This is a genomic window from Klebsiella sp. HMSC16C06 (assembly GCF_001808325.1).
Classification (GTDB): domain Bacteria; phylum Pseudomonadota; class Gammaproteobacteria; order Enterobacterales; family Enterobacteriaceae; genus Klebsiella; species Klebsiella variicola.
Genome location: NZ_KV792972.1, coordinates 93,066 through 109,213, shown reverse-complemented (window position 1 = coordinate 109,213; position 16,148 = coordinate 93,066). Strand labels below are relative to the sequence as shown.

Here is a 16,148-nt window from a genome sequence, read left to right as displayed (position 1 = left end):
TTAAAGGCGCGGATAAACCGGATACGCTTCGTGGTGTTGCGCTGCATTTCGTTGTGCTCGACGAGTTTCAGGATATGAAGCCAGACACCTGGTACAAGGTTCTCCGTCCGACATTGTCATCCACCCGCGGCGGCGCGCTGATCATCGGTACACCGAAAGGGTTCTCCGAATTCCATAAACTATGGACTATCGGGCAGAACAAAGAGCTGCAGCGCAAAGGTCAGTGGAAAAGCTGGCAGTTTGTAACCGCTGATTCACCATTCGTTCCGACGGCAGAAATCGAGGCAGCCAAGAACGATATGGACCCTAAGTCGTTCGCTCAGGAGTACCTCGCCAGCTTCGAAAACATGTCAGGGCGCGTGTATTACCCGTTCGATCGTAGCGTTCACGTTAAGCCGCTGCAGTTCAATCCTAAATTACCGGTGTGGGTAGGCCAGGACTTCAACATTGACCCAATGTCGTCGGTCATCCTGCAGCCACAACCGAATGGGGAGCTGTGGGCTGTGGATGAGCTTGTCTTGTTTTCGTCGAATACGGCAGAAGTGTGCGATGAGCTGGAGCGTCGCTTCTGGCGGTGGAAATCGCAGGTCACAATTTTCCCAGACCCGGCCGGCGCCTATCGTCAGCACGCTCGTGGGGAATCGGACATCGACATCTTCAAGGAGAAGGGCTTTCTGCGTGTTGATTATCCGAAAAAGCACCCACAGATTGCTGATCGTGTGAACTCAGTGAACCGCATGTTGATGAGCGCCTCTGGCGAAACTCGTTTGTATATCGACCCTAAGTGCAAACATCTCATCGATTCACTGGAGAAAGTTATCTACAAACCAGGCTCTCGCGATATGGATAAGAGCGGGGGGATTGAGCACAGCGCGGATGCCTTGGGCTACCCGGTTCATCGTAGGTATCCCGTAAAAAATCGTGTTATTCTTGGTGGTTCAAGATAAGTAAGTACTTACCTATCATGGAAGAGAAGCAAATGGAATTGACTGATAAGCAAATTAAGGATCTTGTGGCAAGACGCCACCCCGAATACATAAAGAAAAAAGAGCACTGGGATTTCCTCGCCAGCACATACGCTGGCGGGCGTGCCTGGTTCGATGACAACATTTTCCGATACTTCAAAGAAGGTGATCAGGAGTTCAAGGAGCGTCTGGAACGCGCCTACCGCTTCAATCACACCAGGGAAGTGGTGAACCTGATTAATAAATATCTCTTCAAAGAGGACATCCATCGAAATGTAGAAGAAGCGCCTGAGCCAATTCAGAAATTCTGGAAACGCGCGACACGACAGAATGTTTCCATCGATGGCTTTATGTCCGCGCTTGACCTCCAGTCCTCCATCTATGGCCGTGTCTGGGTGGTGGTCGATAGCACGATGGATAGTGACGCAGAATCCGTCGCTGACGAGAAGAAGAAGGATGTTCGCGCCTATGCCTACTGGATTTCTCCGCAGCAGATGTTGGATATGGCGTGGGACGATGACGGCAATTTGATCTGGGCGCTGATTGTCGAAGTGGCGCGCGATGATCAAGATCCTTTTACCTCATCTGGCCAGGAATATCAGCGTTATCGTCTATGGACACGTAACGAGTGGTATCTATTCCGGGAAGAGGTTAAGAAAGGCGCCGGGAATGCCGGTCGTCGGACCGCAAAAGTTGTGCTTGAAGATAAAGGCGAACACAAACTTGGCGTTGTACCTGTGTTTCCTGTTGATTGCATAGGGGAGAGCGAATCGCCGTATTTTAGCCCGTCGCTTATTGATGATATCGCCTACCTTGACCGTGCAGTAGCCAACTATCTGTCGAACCTTGACGCCATTATTCAGGATCAGACGTTCAGCCAACTGGCCATTCCCGTTCAGTCGCTCCTGCCAGGCGATGAGAATCACGCAAAGGTAATGGAAATGGGGACAAAACGCGTCTTCACCTATGACTCGGAAAGTGGCAACCAGCCTTTTTATTTGTCGCCAGACCCTAAGCAAGCTCAGATGATCATCACCACTATCCAGACCGTGATTAATGAGATCTACCACTCCGTTGGGGTCGCTGGCGAGCGAACAAAGCAGGATAACGCTAAGGGGATCGATAATTCATCCGGGGCCGCCAAGTTATATGACTTTCAGCGGGTTAATAGTCTGCTTATTACTAAAGCCGAGCGTCTTGAGCGGGCTGAACGCCAGATGATGTTTTTGGCGGCGAAGTGGATGGGGGTCGATCTCGATGAGGAGCATTCGCTGATTGCCTATCCAGAGAGCTTTGATATCCGCGGTCTGACGGATGAATTTGCCGTTGCCGAGAAACTTGGGCTGCTGGAAGCACCGGATTCTGTGCGTCGATATCAGATGGAAATGCTCATTGAGAAAATCTTCCCGAATATTTCGGCCGCGATGCAGAAAGAATTTGAGAAAGATCTCTTGAATTTTCCGCCAAAAAATGCTCTTAACACCCTTGAAAATAAGTCAGTACTTACTTATCATTGTGATACAGTCCAAGAGAGCGGACAAGATCTATCCCAAGGGAATGGGAACTCATCAACTCAAGCAACCGAGTGATAAGTAATTAAAAGGAATTTTTATGAATCTGTGGCAAATGCTAATGGCCCGTCGTGGCCTCATGGATGTCGCCGAATCACATGAACGTGGTGGCGCAGGTGCTGGAGCTCCCGCTGGTGCAGAAGAGCAGGGCACCCAGGAATCTGGTAAGCAGAACGGCGAGCAGAAAGATCAGCCGAAAATCGAAGACGATGAATTCGGAGGGATGACTCAGGAAGAGTTGCTCGCTGAATTGCGTAAATCCAAGAAAGCCGGCGCTGACCTGCTGAAAGAGAACATGAAACGCAAGGAAAAAGAGCGTGCCATGGCCGATCAGCTGGCTCAGTACGGTGATATCGATCCGGCACGAGCACGCCAGCTTCTTGAAGCTGAGCAAGCCGCAGAAAACGCACGCCGTGAGGCGGAGCAAGCTGAACTGGAACGCCGCGGTGAATTCGATGCTGTGAAAAAGCAAATGATCGAAGCTCACCAGGCTGAGATAGCTCAACGTGATGAACGTTTTTCCGCTCTGGAGAGCGAAAACGCCGCACTTAAAGCCCAGCTGGTTGAAATGACCGTCGGTGCGTCCTTTTCTGGCTCCAATTTCCTGCGTGAAAAAGTTCTGATGACTCCGGCTAAGGCCCGCGTTATCTACGGCTCTCATTTCGAAGTGGGTGAAGACGGTAACGTCGTTGGCTATGACAAGCCGGCAGGTCAGAAAGAGCGTGCTGTTCTGGTTGACGGCGAAGGTAAGCCGTTACCGTTCGAATCCGCGATTGAGCGTATTTTACGTGCAGATCCGGAAGCTGACGCTTTATTGCGCAGCGAAGCTAAGCAGGGTGCTGGTTCAATTAGTAAACCGACCCACAAAGTAACCCAGCCGAAGAACAAGTCGACAATGGATAAGTTGACTGCCGGTTTAGGGAAAATCGGAATCAAGTAACATCTTAAATCATAGGGAAATGAAAGATGCCATTACTGCGTGAAGAAGCTGAAAAGCTGTCTAATAACGAGCTTGAACAGGGCGTGATCGAGACCATTATCGATCGTGACGACCTGTTTGCCGTCCTGCCTTTCATGAAGATCAATTCGAAGGCATATCTGTATAACCGCGAAAAAACCCTGAGCGAAGCTACTTTCATTGATGTGAACGACACCATCACCGAAGGTGCTGCAACCTTCGAAGAGAAAGTTGCGAAGCTGCGCATTCTGGCTGGCGACGTTGACGTCGACAAATTCCTGGCTACCACTATGGCTGATACTAACAACCAGCTGGCTATCCAGGTTCGTCAGAAAGTCAAAGGTCTGGCTCGTGCCTTCCGTCGCAATCTGATTGTTGGCGACTCCACCACTAACAACAAAGCCTTCGACGGTATTCCGAAGCTGATGCATGACGATCAGAAGATCGACATCTCCGGCGCCTCCATGACTTTCTCCATGTTCGACGAACTGGTCGACGCAGTTAAAGATCTGGGCGCAGACTGCATCATGATGCGTTCTGAGCATCTTCGCGCATATCGTGCGCTGCTGCGAACTGTAAACGTAGGCCCGTCCGAAATCATGATGGAAAACTTCGGTCGACCAATGCTGTGCCATAACGGCGTTCCGTTTATCGTAAACGACTTCATTCCGGTTGCGGACTCCACCAAAGCGGATATCTACTGTCTGCACCTTTCTGAAGAAAACGGTGTAACTGGTCTGTACGGCGGCGAAAACGCCGGTATCGTTGTGGAAAACATTGGCACCGTTCAGAACAAAGACGCAGTACGTACTCGTGTGAAGTGGTACTGCTCTCTGGCCAATAAGCACGACAAAGCTATCGCGGCGCTGACTAACGTCAAAATTTAATCCTAATAATAGGTAAGTACTTACCTATTATTTTTAAATGGGTGGGCTATACGCCCGCCCTTTTTATAGGAGCGATATATGTCAGAAAAAAAAGTGAAGATCACTGAAAAGGCCTTCACCGACTTTACGGGGGTTATGTTCCGTACTTCTTTCACTAAATCGGTGTCCGATCATCCAGTAAACGAGCGCATGCAGAACCGTATCACCGCAGCTATGCGAGCGGTTCCGATGGAGCCCACTGTCGCTGTTACTGGTGTGTCGGTAAGTCCTAAGTCGGCATCGGTGGAGGTGAAAAAAACGGTTCAACTCACGGCTACCGTGGCGCCTGCTGGTGCTACCAACAAGAAAGTTACCTGGGCGTCGAAAAATGCTGAATTTGCAACGGTTGACGCGGCTACTGGTCTCGTGACCGGCGTTGCAGAAGGGACTGCAACAATTGAAGTCACGACCGCAGACGGCAGCTATAAAGCAACCGCAACTGTTCAAGTTACAGCAGCTGCAGCCTGATTCAGCAACAAGGGGTGGCTCTGGCCACCCTGTTCAGAGGAAAACTCATGAAACCAGCAAAAATTCATCTTCTGGAACCTCAGTTCCTTGGATACACGGGCATCCTGTGCGGCGTTTACTTTAAAGACGGCATTTCTGTAGCAGAGCTGCCATTCCTCGATCAACAGCGGATCTGCGCCTCAATGCGTGCCGAAACGATTGATGGGCAAAATGTCTCTCCATCAGCTGCCTTCAGCAATCGTAACGAGCTGGTGGCCGATCAGATTGTGGAGCCTACGGCCCCTGATATTGTCCCTATGAAACGTGGCGTCGCGAATGAGGAGACAAAACATGTGCAGCGCTTCACCCGAGAAGAACTGGAGTCCATTGCTGACTGTGAAGGTATCGCCGGCCTGCGCCAGATCGGTAACACGCTTGGCGTGAAAGCGAAGGGCATTGTTGAAATGATTGAGGGCATCCTGAAAGCACAAGGCGGTGAGTGATGGCTCTGATCGACACGTTTCGTAGCGGAGACATCGTGTCTCTGACCTTCGCCTTTAACGTACTGGATATCGATTCCGCCTCTTACACCGTGCGAGATAGTGCAGGTACCACACTTGTGGATGAAGAGCCTCTCGATATTGCAGAAGGCCAAATGTCTATACCGGTTGTGATCTCAGCAGAGCATAACCAGCTGGTCGAAAAAGAGCGTGATCTGCGCTACGTCATCGTGAAGGCCACAGCGGGTGGGCTAACCCACGAAGAGCGGCAGATGTATGTGCTGCTTAATAGCTTTGAACTATCCGTCCCGGGTCAGTCGTTTGCCACCGTAGCCGATGCTCAAATGCAGGCCATTGATATGATCAATGGAGATACATTGCTGGCTGATGGAGAGGGGTTGATGCGCAAGCGGCTAATCGAAGCGACACGGCGAATCAAAACCTTACCTTTCTCTATCCGGAGGATCATGCGCATCGATTTCGACCGGTATGACCGTCCCCAAAACATGCTGAATGTCTATGACATTCCCTGGGGGGCTGACGGTGTGTATCGGCAGGATTTGGTGGACTGGGAGCGGATCACTTCGGAGCAGTTTGCGGATTTGCCAGACTACTTCAAAGAGGCGCTGCTTCTGGCCACCGTTAATGAGGCATGCGAGATCGCCAATGGCAACGATATTGCGAGTGCGCGTGAAGACGGCATTTTGTCTGAATCTATCGGTGAAACAACCAACATGTACCGCACAAGCAAAGTGGCGAATGTCCGTGTGGCCCGCAGCACCTGGCGATTGCTTATTAGTTACATCAACAATCGGATGATTGTTCGTCGTGCGTAACACACGTCGTGCTCTTTACTTCTGGTCGACAGGCCAAAGACGGGAAACCGCGCCTCCGCCTGGTAATGAGTGCGACGACTTCACACAAGGAGAGTGGATGAATATTTCGTGGCAAGCCGAATTGTCGATCTACCGGTTTGGTTCCAAAAACGTCTACGGTGAAGCGCAATTGCAGTTCGTCAGGAAGACGAAAGTAGGCGTCGTTAAATTTGAACAGAGCAATGAAAAATCGTCCGTCAGGGCAGATAGCTCTGGAAGCCGCGGAAAGGCAGCGCTGGAGTTGTTTGACGCAGTACTTATTGTTCCACTTGAAGCCGCTGTTCAACTCGATGACGTTCTTGTGCTGGAGGGACAGAAACTGAAGGTCTCAAGCGTACATCGGCGATGGGGACTACGTGGCCGCCCTGGGCATCTTGAGCTGGGGGCGAATATATGGGTTTGAAATATGACGCACACCAGTTTAAGCGTGCCGGCGCCAGACTTAATAACAGCCAGAAAGCGTTCAAGCGATACCTAATCAGGGACATGGAAAAGCTGGCGCGTCTGGTTGAACGACTGGCACGAGCCATGGCCCCGCTTGAAACCGGATCGCTGGAGAGCGCCATTTTTGCGCGGGTTGTAAAAGAAGGATACGCGGGACTTCGTATTGAGCTTTCCGTATCAGGCGCAAAGCAGCGCGAAGGGCATCCAGGCGTTGAGGTGGGGGACTATGCCAAATACATGGAGCTTGGTAAGTACCGTCTTGGTTATTTGTCTCGTATGAAGAATGTTACCAACCCTCCTGTCGCCGGCGTGAAGCCTAAAGTGGGCCCATATTTCCTTGAGCGAGCGACTCAGATCAGCGAAAAGCAATTTTCGCAGACGATCTTGGAAGCTGCCAGAAAAGCAGGATTTACGCGAGGTTGACGTGTTTGTAGAAGCATTCGCAAAATTGATACAAAAAAAGGGGCTTGGAAAAGTAGGGACGGACATTTTCTGTCACTATATGCCAGCAAAAGTTAAGTCTGGCATCTTGCTGATTAATCCCAATACAGGCATAGCCATCGACCCGGATTTGCAGGGTTTTTACTTCGACTCATTCACGATAGTAGTTCGCAATGCGAGTATTACAAAATCTGTTGAAATGGCCAACGAAATCATGGACATCCTTCCTGTTAGCAACGTTGAGTCTGACGGGGTATTCTTCAAAATGGTTAGGCCGATGGCGATGCCAATAACGTACCCCATAAATGACGGATCGCTTATTGAAACGGGGATTCCACTTGAATTTGCCGGGTACTTTATTGAACTGAATAAATAAGTAAGTATATACTTACTATTGTGTGTCGGAATGATACTGTTTTAACGGAAAAAGGAGTTTTCCAATAATGTCCAATACCCATGTTAAAAACATCAAGCTTGGCGCCTGCAAGGTGTCGTTTGGTGGCGTGGATCTGGGTTACACCAAAGGCGGTGTTCAGGTTGAAATCGCAACCGAAACGCTGAAAGTGACCGTAGACCAGCTGGGCCAGACCACGATCTCCGAGCTGATCCAAGGCCGCAACATCACCATTACTGCGCCGCTGGCTGAATCCGTGTTGAAAAACATGGTCGATCTGATGCCAGGTTCAACGCTGAGTTCTGGCGAAGATACCGTAACCATCACGTCTGCGCAGGGTGTGAACCTGATCGACGTTGCAAAAGAGTTGGTGCTGACCCCGCAGGATGCGACGGATTATGTTCTGACCATCCCTAAAGCAGCAACCGCGGGTAACTTCACCATGACCTACCAGTCTGACGATGTTCGCGTGTTCTCAGTTGAGTTTTCCGCTTACCCGGACGACGCTGGCGTGTTGGGGAAAATGAGCCTCCCAAAGCCGGTTGAGAGCGTCACGCTGACCCCGTCTTCACCGACCGTAAAAGTGGGCGCTAAAGTTCAGTTGAGCGCAACCTTTACCCCGGCCGATGCAACCAATAAGACTGGCTTGTGGAGCTCTGATGCGACTGATAAAGCAACCGTAGATCAGAACGGACTGGTAACTGGTAAAGCTGTCGGTTCAGCCAATATCACCTTCACAACTAATGACGGCGCCAAGAAGGCGACCAAAGCCGTCTCTGTAACTGCCGCAAGCTAAATTGTGATAACCCAAGAGGCCCATGGATGGGCCTCTGTATGAGTTTAAAAGGATTTAAACCATGACCAAATTACTCGATCTCGACTCCATTCTGCCGCCGAAAAAAAGCATCAAATTTGGTGGCAAAGAATATCCCATCGTTGAAATGACCGTCGGCCTCTTTGTTTCTATCAAGCAGATGGAAGACAAAGACCTCATGAATATGTCTCCCGTCGACCAGGTAACTGCCTACGCAGAACTGGTACGCAAGGTCATTCCGTCAGTACCTGACTCCGTTCTGGAAAAACTGACTGTCCAGCAACTCCAGCAGATCTTCACTTTCGCCATGGAAGTGATTGATGAAGAGAACGAAAAAGCGGCTGGCGAAGGGGCAAAGTAATATCCCGCGATGAATCCGGGGTAAAGACCGTTTCGATAGATCTCGGATTCTATTTCAGTCGTGTAGTTGCTCACTACGCCGTATCGCCAATAGAGCTACTGAGTGTCCCGTTGACCATGTTCTGGATGCTCAGCCGCAATATCGATCGTCTGCGAGCGGAAGAGGATGTCCGCAATCTGCAGGTCGCCCGCGTCGCCCAAGCGGATGGCGATGGCGTTAAGGCGTTCATGGAGGGTTTGCAACTCAGGATTGGAAGGCCAGTCGTTACTGATAAAGTCTACCGTCCGCATATGGATAAGGCAGACCCCGACGCCAAAGAGCAGCTGATGCAAATTTTTGGCAGAGGATGACAAGGGAATGTCACAAAACGTAGAGTTTATCCTGTCGCTGGAAGACAAACAGTTTACGGCGTCAATCGACCGGGCGGGTAAATTACTTACCAAATTTGGCGAGCGGGCTACCAAACCGGCTCAAAAAATTAAAAACCTCGAGCGCTCTCTGGGTTCGGTCTCCAGCATTCTTGGCGCTCTTGAAACCAGACTCAATTCTACGGCAGACAAACTACAGGACGTAGCTGCCGGTTTTGAGCTCGTTTCCAACACCTCTAGAAAGGCACAACGTGAACTGTCCGCTATCAGCACTGATTTGCGGACATTCACCGATCGCGTTGATTCAGCCACATCGTCTACGCACAAGTTCCTGGCCTCATTGCGGAAGGTTCAGTCGGAACTCAATGAGTTTTCTGATTGGGTTAAATACGCAGGAGACCATGCCGGTAAATTCAACACTGAGATCAAGGGTGCCACTACTTCTCTTGGTGGAATGAACACCAGACTAAATGCGACCAGCAAGCGTCTGAGTAATTGGGGAACAACGACAAGCCAGGCGGCCGAGGGGTTAAAAAAAGTCAAAGATCAGATGGATGGCGTTATTCGAAGCCAGCAGCTGATCAGCCGTCCGGTCAGGGTTAGAACAACCACAACGGGCGGGGGAGGCAGCGGAGGTGGCGCTGATCGATTTACCGCTGCGTCCCATCGCGGTGGTGGTCGTGAAAATGGCGTCTTCTCTGGATTACGCGGCAATATTTTCCTTCTGGGGGAAATTGGGGATGCGGCCAGAACGGTCACTGACATCCTGTTTGGTTGGCAGAAGCCGATCGTAGAGGCTGCGGCCGAGATGCAGCGTATGCGTGTCATGTTGCGTGGGTTGAACAAGGATAAGGTCAATCCTGGAGAAGCTGCCGCCCAAGACATGCAGTACATCGTGGACATGGCTAAAAATGCCCCATTTGCGATGCAGGCTTTAACCGACTCATTTGTGAAGTTCCGTTCTGCTGGGCTCGATCCTACAGATGGCTCGTTAAAGGCACTGGTGGACTCAGTCGCACGTTTTGGTGGCGATAGTGAGTTGCTTAAGCGAGCGGCGGTGGCCGTCCAACAGATGTCTGGTAAAGGCGTTGTGTCGATGGAAGAGCTCCGCCAGCAATTGGGTGAAGCGGTTCCAAATGCGATGAAGGCTATGGCAGATGCGGCTGGTATCACGATGGGGGAGCTAACCAAAGCCGTCTCCAGTGGGACCGTTGAAGCGAAACAGGCTCTTTCATTGATGTTTGTTGGTTTGCGTGCGGAAAACGAAAATGCCGCCAAAGATATGATGCAAACCTACACCGGTGCGTTGGCGCAGCTGCAAACCTCTTTCACTCTGTTTGCCGATCGAGTAGGGCAGGCTGGATATCTTGATTCTCTGACCAAGGGGATGAAAGAGCTGGTGGCCGTAATGAACAGCGCAGAAGGCATTTCGTTCGCTAATTCATTGGGAGAGGGGCTTACCACCGCGATTGATGGCCTGCGCGAGCTGGCGCAATGGTTGGCTAAGAATCAGGAGTTGGTTATTACGCTGGGCAAAATTGTCGCCGGAATGGTGGCATTTAAAATGCTCAGAGCGGGCATTTTAGGTGTTGTCGGCGCCGGCGGCCAGATGCTTTCCACCTTCATGAAGATGTCCACTGTAATCCAGACACCATTCACGCTGGGGGCGACGGCGGTCACTCGTTTCAATCGTGCTGCACGCATGGGGCTGGCACCAATCCCATCGCTCATTTTTGCCATTCGTGGCGCGATTACGGGGCTGAAAGGGGCATTTGCTGGGCTGACTGCGTTTATCGCAGCAAACCCGATTGGTGCTGCGTTTACTGTTGCAACAGTGGCTGTTGCCGGGCTGATCACCTACATGACCATGCTTCGCAACGAAACGTCCAAAGTTGTTGAGGAGATTCGCAAAATCCCCGAAGCGATGACGGCGGCCAAGCGCGCACAAATGGCGGATTACAAGGAACGTCTTGATCGCCAAATAGCTCAGAAGGAGCAGGAGCTAAATTCCGGTGAAAAAATGGTCTACGGACCAGGGATGGCCGGAACCACTATCAAAATTGACCGTAAGAAGGTCGAGTCCGAACTGAGCGACCTTCGCAAACAACGCGATAGAGTTAGTGGGACTATTGATCTGGGGGACACTGCCGTCTCCAAACGTCTCGCAAAAGAGGCGGCTGAATCTCAGATTGAAAAAATCCGCGATGAAAACAAAGATTTTTCGGCCAAGTTCGTGAAAGCGCGCCAGGAAGCTTTGGATAAAATTCAGAAGATCAATGACGACAAGTCTTTGTCCGATGATGAAAAGAACAAGCTGCTGGGGCCATTACGAGAAACGGTAAATAAATCTTATCTGGTACCAGCCCAAAAGTTGGTTGAGTCTTTATCATCGCGCAAGACCGCAACTGAAAAGCAGATCGCACACTTCAGCGATCTGCTGGAAAAGGCGAAAAAAGAAGGAAACACAGAACAGGTACAGAAGCTGCAGGGCAGTATTCGTGGCTATCAGGAACATCTTGAAACTGTTGCTCAGGAACTGACACAGGCTGAGTTTGAACGCGATAACGCGGCGAAAACCGGAAAGGGCGTGAAGACCAACCAGGGAACAGTGCTTGGGTTGGGCACCAGCGACAAAGGCGCTGATAAAGCGCTCGCGCAGTACATGCGCAACCAGATGGACTCTGCAGTTTACCAGCGCACGCTGCCTGATGGCACACCAATGATGGATTTTGAAGGAAAACCTATCATTGGGCCGAAGCAGCTTAAAACCCAGCTTAACCTGCAGAAAGCCTCCACTGCATCGTCTCTGGAAAAGATGAGCGAGAAGGAGCGTGCAGCCGCCATAGCCGCACTAACCAAAGCTCGTGAACAGGATGCTGCTGCCGCCGAGAGGGCGGGGAAGCGTACCGCGAATGCCTCTGAACGCGCCGCGAAGAGGGAGGAAAGTGCGCAACAGAAGCTGGCTGCCGGCTTCCAGAAGGCTCTGGATAAAGCTGATCAGCTCATGGGGCAAATGGGCGAAAGTTCAAAGGCCACCGTGTCGTTTGATCAGTCGCTGCGTGATGTCACTAAGTCACTAACCGATCTTGCAAACGCCACGCCTAACGAGTTTATCTCGCAGGAGATGGTTGACCAGGCTAAAAAACGTCTCGCGGATTTGAGGAACGCTACCCCCGAATACCGTGAAATGTTTAATCGCCGCAACGTCGAGCAAATGATCAGTGCTTGGGCTCCGGAATCGGATTCGATTATCAGCGCAGGCTTGATGCAAAGCCATGAGGAGAAGGCTGCCGAGTTTTCGGATACCTACAACCGCAATCTTAAGGCGCTGATCGAGCTGCGTGATAAGGCGACTGACCCGAAAATCATCTCGCTTTACAACAAGCAGCTTAATCAGCTGGTGGCCGCTGGCAATAATGCGCTGATTAAGCAAACAGGTACAGCGACCCAGCAGTTGGCTCTGGAGTATGAGAACCTGGCTGAGCAGATTGAGGGCACCTGGACAGATCTGTTTAGCGGCTTAACCGACACGCTTACTGACTTTGTTGTTAACGGGAAGATGAGCTTCTCCAGTCTGGCCACATCGATCCTTAAAGACATCACCAACATGGTCGTGAAGACCCAGATCACTCTGCCTCTCATGAATATGTTGGGAATGGGAACGACAAACGCCGGCAATGCACAAAGTGGAAATCTCATGAATGGCGTAGCGTCTGCGATCGCTAATCAAGGGGTTCAGCTCGGTAATTCTGGTGGGGCGGTGGCCAATGGGGATAAATCTGTCGGCGAGGCCACCAAGGAGACAGCCTCCGGCGTGAACTCTATGGGGCAAGCGTCTCAGAATGCGGCCAGTGGTTTAAGCCAGGCGGTGAATGGTGTCTGGGACTGGACGAAGTCATTGTTCACCGGTACTGACGCTACGAAAGATCAAACCAAAGCGGTTAACAGCAGCATCCTCAGTATGGGGAATCTGTCTACCGCGGCTGGGGCGCTGGCAGCTACATTCGCCATGGTAGGTGCTTCGTCGTCGAGTTCGTCCAGCCGTTGGCTGAATTTCGGTCTGTCACTGGCCAGTACCGCAGTGTCCGCTTGGGCTGGGTCTTCGACGCCATCAGGCTCAAAGCCAAATGTGAAGAAGCACGCCAATGGCGGCATCTTTGGCAGGGAAGGGGTTGTGCCTCTGAGAGCTTATCAGAAAGGCGGAATTGCCACCTCACCACAGTTGGCGATGTTTGGCGAGGGCTCAATGAACGAGGCTTACGTTCCGTTGCCAGATGGTCGAACCATTCCAGTCACACTTTCTGCAGAGTCGGCTGGAAAGAGCACGGGTAACGCGGTGTCCCCTGTCTCAATTCAGATCAATGTGACCAAGGATGGACGAACCAGCGAGAGCAGCAGTGGAAGCGAGAGCAATCTCTGGAACGGTGCAGCGCGGCAAATTAAGTCGATTGTGCTTGAGACGATTGCCGAAGAGAAACGTTCTGGTGGTTCACTTAATCCGCATACCACCAGAGGGTAGTAAAGCCGGCCGCCTCAGCGGGCGGCCATCACAAGGAAGTGATATGTCGAGGAAAGTATTTAATTGGTATCCAGATTATGAGTCTGAGAAAACCGTAAAGCCTAACGTGACCGTGCTGAACTACGGCGATGATTACGAGCAGCGCCAGTCGCAGGGGCTCAATCGGATTAAAGAAGAGTGGTCTCTCACGTTCACCCGCAGCCATGACGTGGTAAACGACGTTGATGACTTTTTGACTGCCCGCGCAGGGGTGGAGTCATTCATTTGGACTAACCCAAGAGGCAAAGCAATTATCGTGGTTTGTGATAGCCATACGGTAAAGCGTTACCAAGGCTATCAAGTGCTTACGGCAACATTTAGACAGGTTTTTGAGTCTTAATTTGCGACTATAGATAAGTAAGTACTTATCTATTATTATATATCAACGTCACAGGATGTGACGTTGAGTTTTTCAAGGATGAAGTGATGGGTATTAGAGCTGATATTCAGAGTTTATCGCCTTCTGCGCTCATTGAGTTGTTCGAGCTGGATATGTCGGTGACAACCTCCGGCGGCAAGTTGTATTTCCATGCCGGCACCAACGGGCTTAGCCAGCCAATTGTCTGGCAGGGGGTTTCCTATGAGCCGTGGCCAATTAAAGCGTCTGGCTTTGATAAAAGCGGTCAGGGAACACTTCCTCGTCCAAAGATTCAGGTTTCCAACTACGACGGTGTAATTTCTGCGGAGCTGCAGGCCAATGACGATCTGATTGGCTGCAAAATCATTCGCAAGATGACGCTGGCACGTTTTCTGGACGCGGTGAACTTTCCGGATGGAAACCCGACCGCAGACCCAAGTCAGCATTTTGCTGATGAAATGTGGTTCGTCGAACAGAAGACCCTGGAGACGCACCAGTATGTCGAATTCGAGCTGTCCAGCGTCTTAGATCTGATGGGCGTTCAACTGCCGTATCGTCAGATCATCAAAAACAGCTGCCCGTGGAAATATCGCGGAACAGAGTGTGGCTACACCGGCCCATATTTCGACAAAAACAACCAGCAAACCTCTTTGGCCGGCGCCGACTACTGCACCAAGCGTTACGACGCCTGTAATGCTCGTCGCAACTACTTCGCGAATGGCGTTATTCATTTTGGCGGATTTATTGGGGCGACACGATATGAGTAACCAGACGTTACCTGAGCTGGGCTCAGAAGTCATGCAGGATATCTATCGCTGCGCTATTCAACGTTACCCGAATGAAGCGTGTGGCTTTCTTGTGCGCACACAGGGTGAGAAATATCGCTTTATGGAAGCGATGAATGTCTCTGAAACGCCACGTGAGGATTTTGTCATGCGTGCCAGCGACATTATTGCGGCCGAAGATGCTGGGGAAGTGATCGCTATTTGGCACTCTCACGTGGAGCGCAGCGCAGAGGCGTCAGACCCGGATCGCTCCGGGTGCGAGGCGACGGAACTACCGTGGATGATTCTGGCAATTCGCAAAAATGTGGAAAGCGATATGCCATTCCACTTTAGCGAAATGAACGTCATTTATCCGTGTGGTTTTGAGATGCCCTACCTCGGGCGCCCATACGTATTCGGTGTGTTTGATTGCTGGATGCTGTGCCGCGATTACCTAAAGCGTGAATTTGACGTTGAGCTGAATGCAAACGCCCACCTGCATATTCCTTCCTGGTACACGGGGGACAACGACATCCTCGACCAGAACTACCGAAATGAAGGACTTGTCCGCATGGCGCCGGGGACGGAGCCCCAGCGCGGCGACATCTTCTTCATCCAGTACGGGAAAATGCCAGATCACTGCGCGGTATACATCGGCGACGGCATGATCATGCATCACCAGATCGACCGTCTCAGCTGTCGGGCTTATTACGGTGGGATGTATCAGAAGCACACGACGCATCACCTGCGTCACAGGGATTTACTCAAGGGAGACGAGACGTGTCTGAATTAGTTCATGTTCAGCTCGGCGGTGCGATGGCAAAGAACTTTGGCCGCCACTGGAAATTGAAGGTGCGCAACACCAAACAAGCCATCGATTTGATTGAGGCGAATCGCCCGGGCTTTAAAGCTTGGATTAAACGTAACCGTAACCACTTCGATAAGTACCACATCCAGGTCACAAATAAGCAGGGCCACAAGTGGTCAATGGACGACACCGAATACCAGATGATGGGCGAGTCGGAAAATATCGCAAAAATCCGCATTACTCCCGTACCACGTGGCAGCGGTGGTAAGGCGTTTGGGTGGTTCCAGACTTTCGTGGGCGCCGCGATGATCGCTGTCGGCGCTCTGGCCTCTGGGCTGACTTTTGGTGCGTCTTCCGCGCTGGTGATGGGAGGGATGTCATTGATGATGGGCGGTGTGTCCATGCTGATTTCGCCGCAGGCATCAAATGCGTCTGTCAGACAGGCGGATAACACGGATTCGTTTTATTTCGATGGGCCTCAAAACACCAGCAACCAGGGAAACCCGGTTCAGCTTAATTACGGCGAGGAAATTTTAGTTGGCTCACAGATTGTGAGTTCTTCAATCACCATAGACCAACTGTAAGGGAAGTTTTTT

General features: G+C 51.2%; 18 protein-coding genes. All 18 read left to right on the top strand.

The annotated features are described in order from the left end of the window. Nucleotides 1-947: terminase (locus HMPREF3142_RS00570; protein ID WP_070611366.1), on the top strand; the 947-nt coding region annotated here is incomplete at its 5' end. Nucleotides 948-979: 32 nt separating this feature from the next. Further along, nucleotides 980-2,554, top strand: coding sequence for a phage portal protein (locus HMPREF3142_RS00565; protein WP_070611365.1), 1,575 nt, complete (start codon nt 980-982; stop codon nt 2,552-2,554). 22 nt (nt 2,555-2,576) lie between these two features. Next, entirely contained in the window at nt 2,577-3,476 is a 900-nt protein-coding gene (locus HMPREF3142_RS00560) for a DUF6651 domain-containing protein (RefSeq protein WP_023279435.1), read from the top strand. Nucleotides 3,477-3,502: 26 nt separating this feature from the next. Further along, nucleotides 3,503-4,381 carry a major capsid protein gene (locus tag HMPREF3142_RS00555; protein WP_004109857.1) on the top strand — a complete coding sequence of 293 codons (879 nt, stop codon included), beginning with the start codon at nt 3,503-3,505 and terminating at the stop codon, nt 4,379-4,381. A 78-nt stretch (nt 4,382-4,459) separates the two neighbouring features. Continuing rightward, nucleotides 4,460-4,888: an Ig-like domain-containing protein gene (locus tag HMPREF3142_RS00550; RefSeq protein ID WP_070611363.1), complete on the top strand. Its 429-nt coding sequence runs from the start codon at nt 4,460-4,462 to the stop codon at nt 4,886-4,888. Between the two features lie 47 nt (nt 4,889-4,935). Continuing rightward, entirely contained in the window at nt 4,936-5,370 is a 435-nt protein-coding gene (locus HMPREF3142_RS00545) for a hypothetical protein (RefSeq protein ID WP_021313129.1), read from the top strand. After that, on the top strand, nt 5,370-6,203 hold the full coding sequence (locus HMPREF3142_RS00540) for a hypothetical protein (protein WP_021313128.1): 834 nt from the start codon (nt 5,370-5,372) through the stop codon (nt 6,201-6,203). The genes HMPREF3142_RS00545 and HMPREF3142_RS00540 overlap by 1 nt, the downstream gene beginning before the upstream one ends. 97 nt (nt 6,204-6,300) lie before the next feature. Further along, nucleotides 6,301-6,645, top strand: coding sequence for a hypothetical protein (locus tag HMPREF3142_RS00535; protein WP_004109848.1), 345 nt, complete (start codon nt 6,301-6,303; stop codon nt 6,643-6,645). Continuing rightward, nucleotides 6,636-7,109 carry a hypothetical protein gene (locus HMPREF3142_RS00530; RefSeq protein WP_021313126.1) on the top strand — a complete coding sequence of 158 codons (474 nt, stop codon included), beginning with the start codon at nt 6,636-6,638 and terminating at the stop codon, nt 7,107-7,109. The genes HMPREF3142_RS00535 and HMPREF3142_RS00530 overlap by 10 nt, the downstream gene beginning before the upstream one ends. 1 nt (nt 7,110) lies before the next feature. Continuing rightward, entirely contained in the window at nt 7,111-7,503 is a 393-nt protein-coding gene (locus HMPREF3142_RS00525) for a minor capsid protein (RefSeq protein WP_047066294.1), read from the top strand. A gap of 67 nt (nt 7,504-7,570) precedes the next feature. Further along, on the top strand, nt 7,571-8,317 hold the full coding sequence (locus tag HMPREF3142_RS00520; protein ID WP_070611361.1) for an Ig-like domain-containing protein: 747 nt from the start codon (nt 7,571-7,573) through the stop codon (nt 8,315-8,317). Nucleotides 8,318-8,378: 61 nt separating this feature from the next. Continuing rightward, nucleotides 8,379-8,696 (top strand): hypothetical protein, encoded by a 318-nt coding sequence (locus HMPREF3142_RS00515; RefSeq protein ID WP_004109835.1) that lies wholly within the window; start codon nt 8,379-8,381, stop codon nt 8,694-8,696. Nucleotides 8,697-8,821: 125 nt separating this feature from the next. Further along, nucleotides 8,822-9,046: a hypothetical protein gene (locus HMPREF3142_RS00510; RefSeq protein WP_014342129.1), complete on the top strand. Its 225-nt coding sequence runs from the start codon at nt 8,822-8,824 to the stop codon at nt 9,044-9,046. A gap of 7 nt (nt 9,047-9,053) precedes the next feature. Continuing rightward, complete coding sequence (locus HMPREF3142_RS00505; protein ID WP_070611359.1) at nt 9,054-13,583, top strand: tape measure protein; 4,530 nt, start codon at nt 9,054-9,056, stop codon at nt 13,581-13,583. A gap of 43 nt (nt 13,584-13,626) precedes the next feature. Then, nucleotides 13,627-13,962 carry a phage tail protein gene (locus tag HMPREF3142_RS00500; RefSeq protein WP_040203230.1) on the top strand — a complete coding sequence of 112 codons (336 nt, stop codon included), beginning with the start codon at nt 13,627-13,629 and terminating at the stop codon, nt 13,960-13,962. Between the two features lie 86 nt (nt 13,963-14,048). Then, nucleotides 14,049-14,747, top strand: coding sequence for a phage minor tail protein L (locus HMPREF3142_RS00495; protein WP_004109820.1), 699 nt, complete (start codon nt 14,049-14,051; stop codon nt 14,745-14,747). Next, nucleotides 14,740-15,537, top strand: coding sequence for a C40 family peptidase (locus tag HMPREF3142_RS00490; RefSeq protein ID WP_004109817.1), 798 nt, complete (start codon nt 14,740-14,742; stop codon nt 15,535-15,537). The genes HMPREF3142_RS00495 and HMPREF3142_RS00490 overlap by 8 nt, the downstream gene beginning before the upstream one ends. After that, entirely contained in the window at nt 15,525-16,136 is a 612-nt protein-coding gene (locus HMPREF3142_RS00485; RefSeq protein ID WP_019704527.1) for a tail assembly protein, read from the top strand. The genes HMPREF3142_RS00490 and HMPREF3142_RS00485 overlap by 13 nt, the downstream gene beginning before the upstream one ends. Nucleotides 16,137-16,148: the final 12 nt, after the last annotated feature.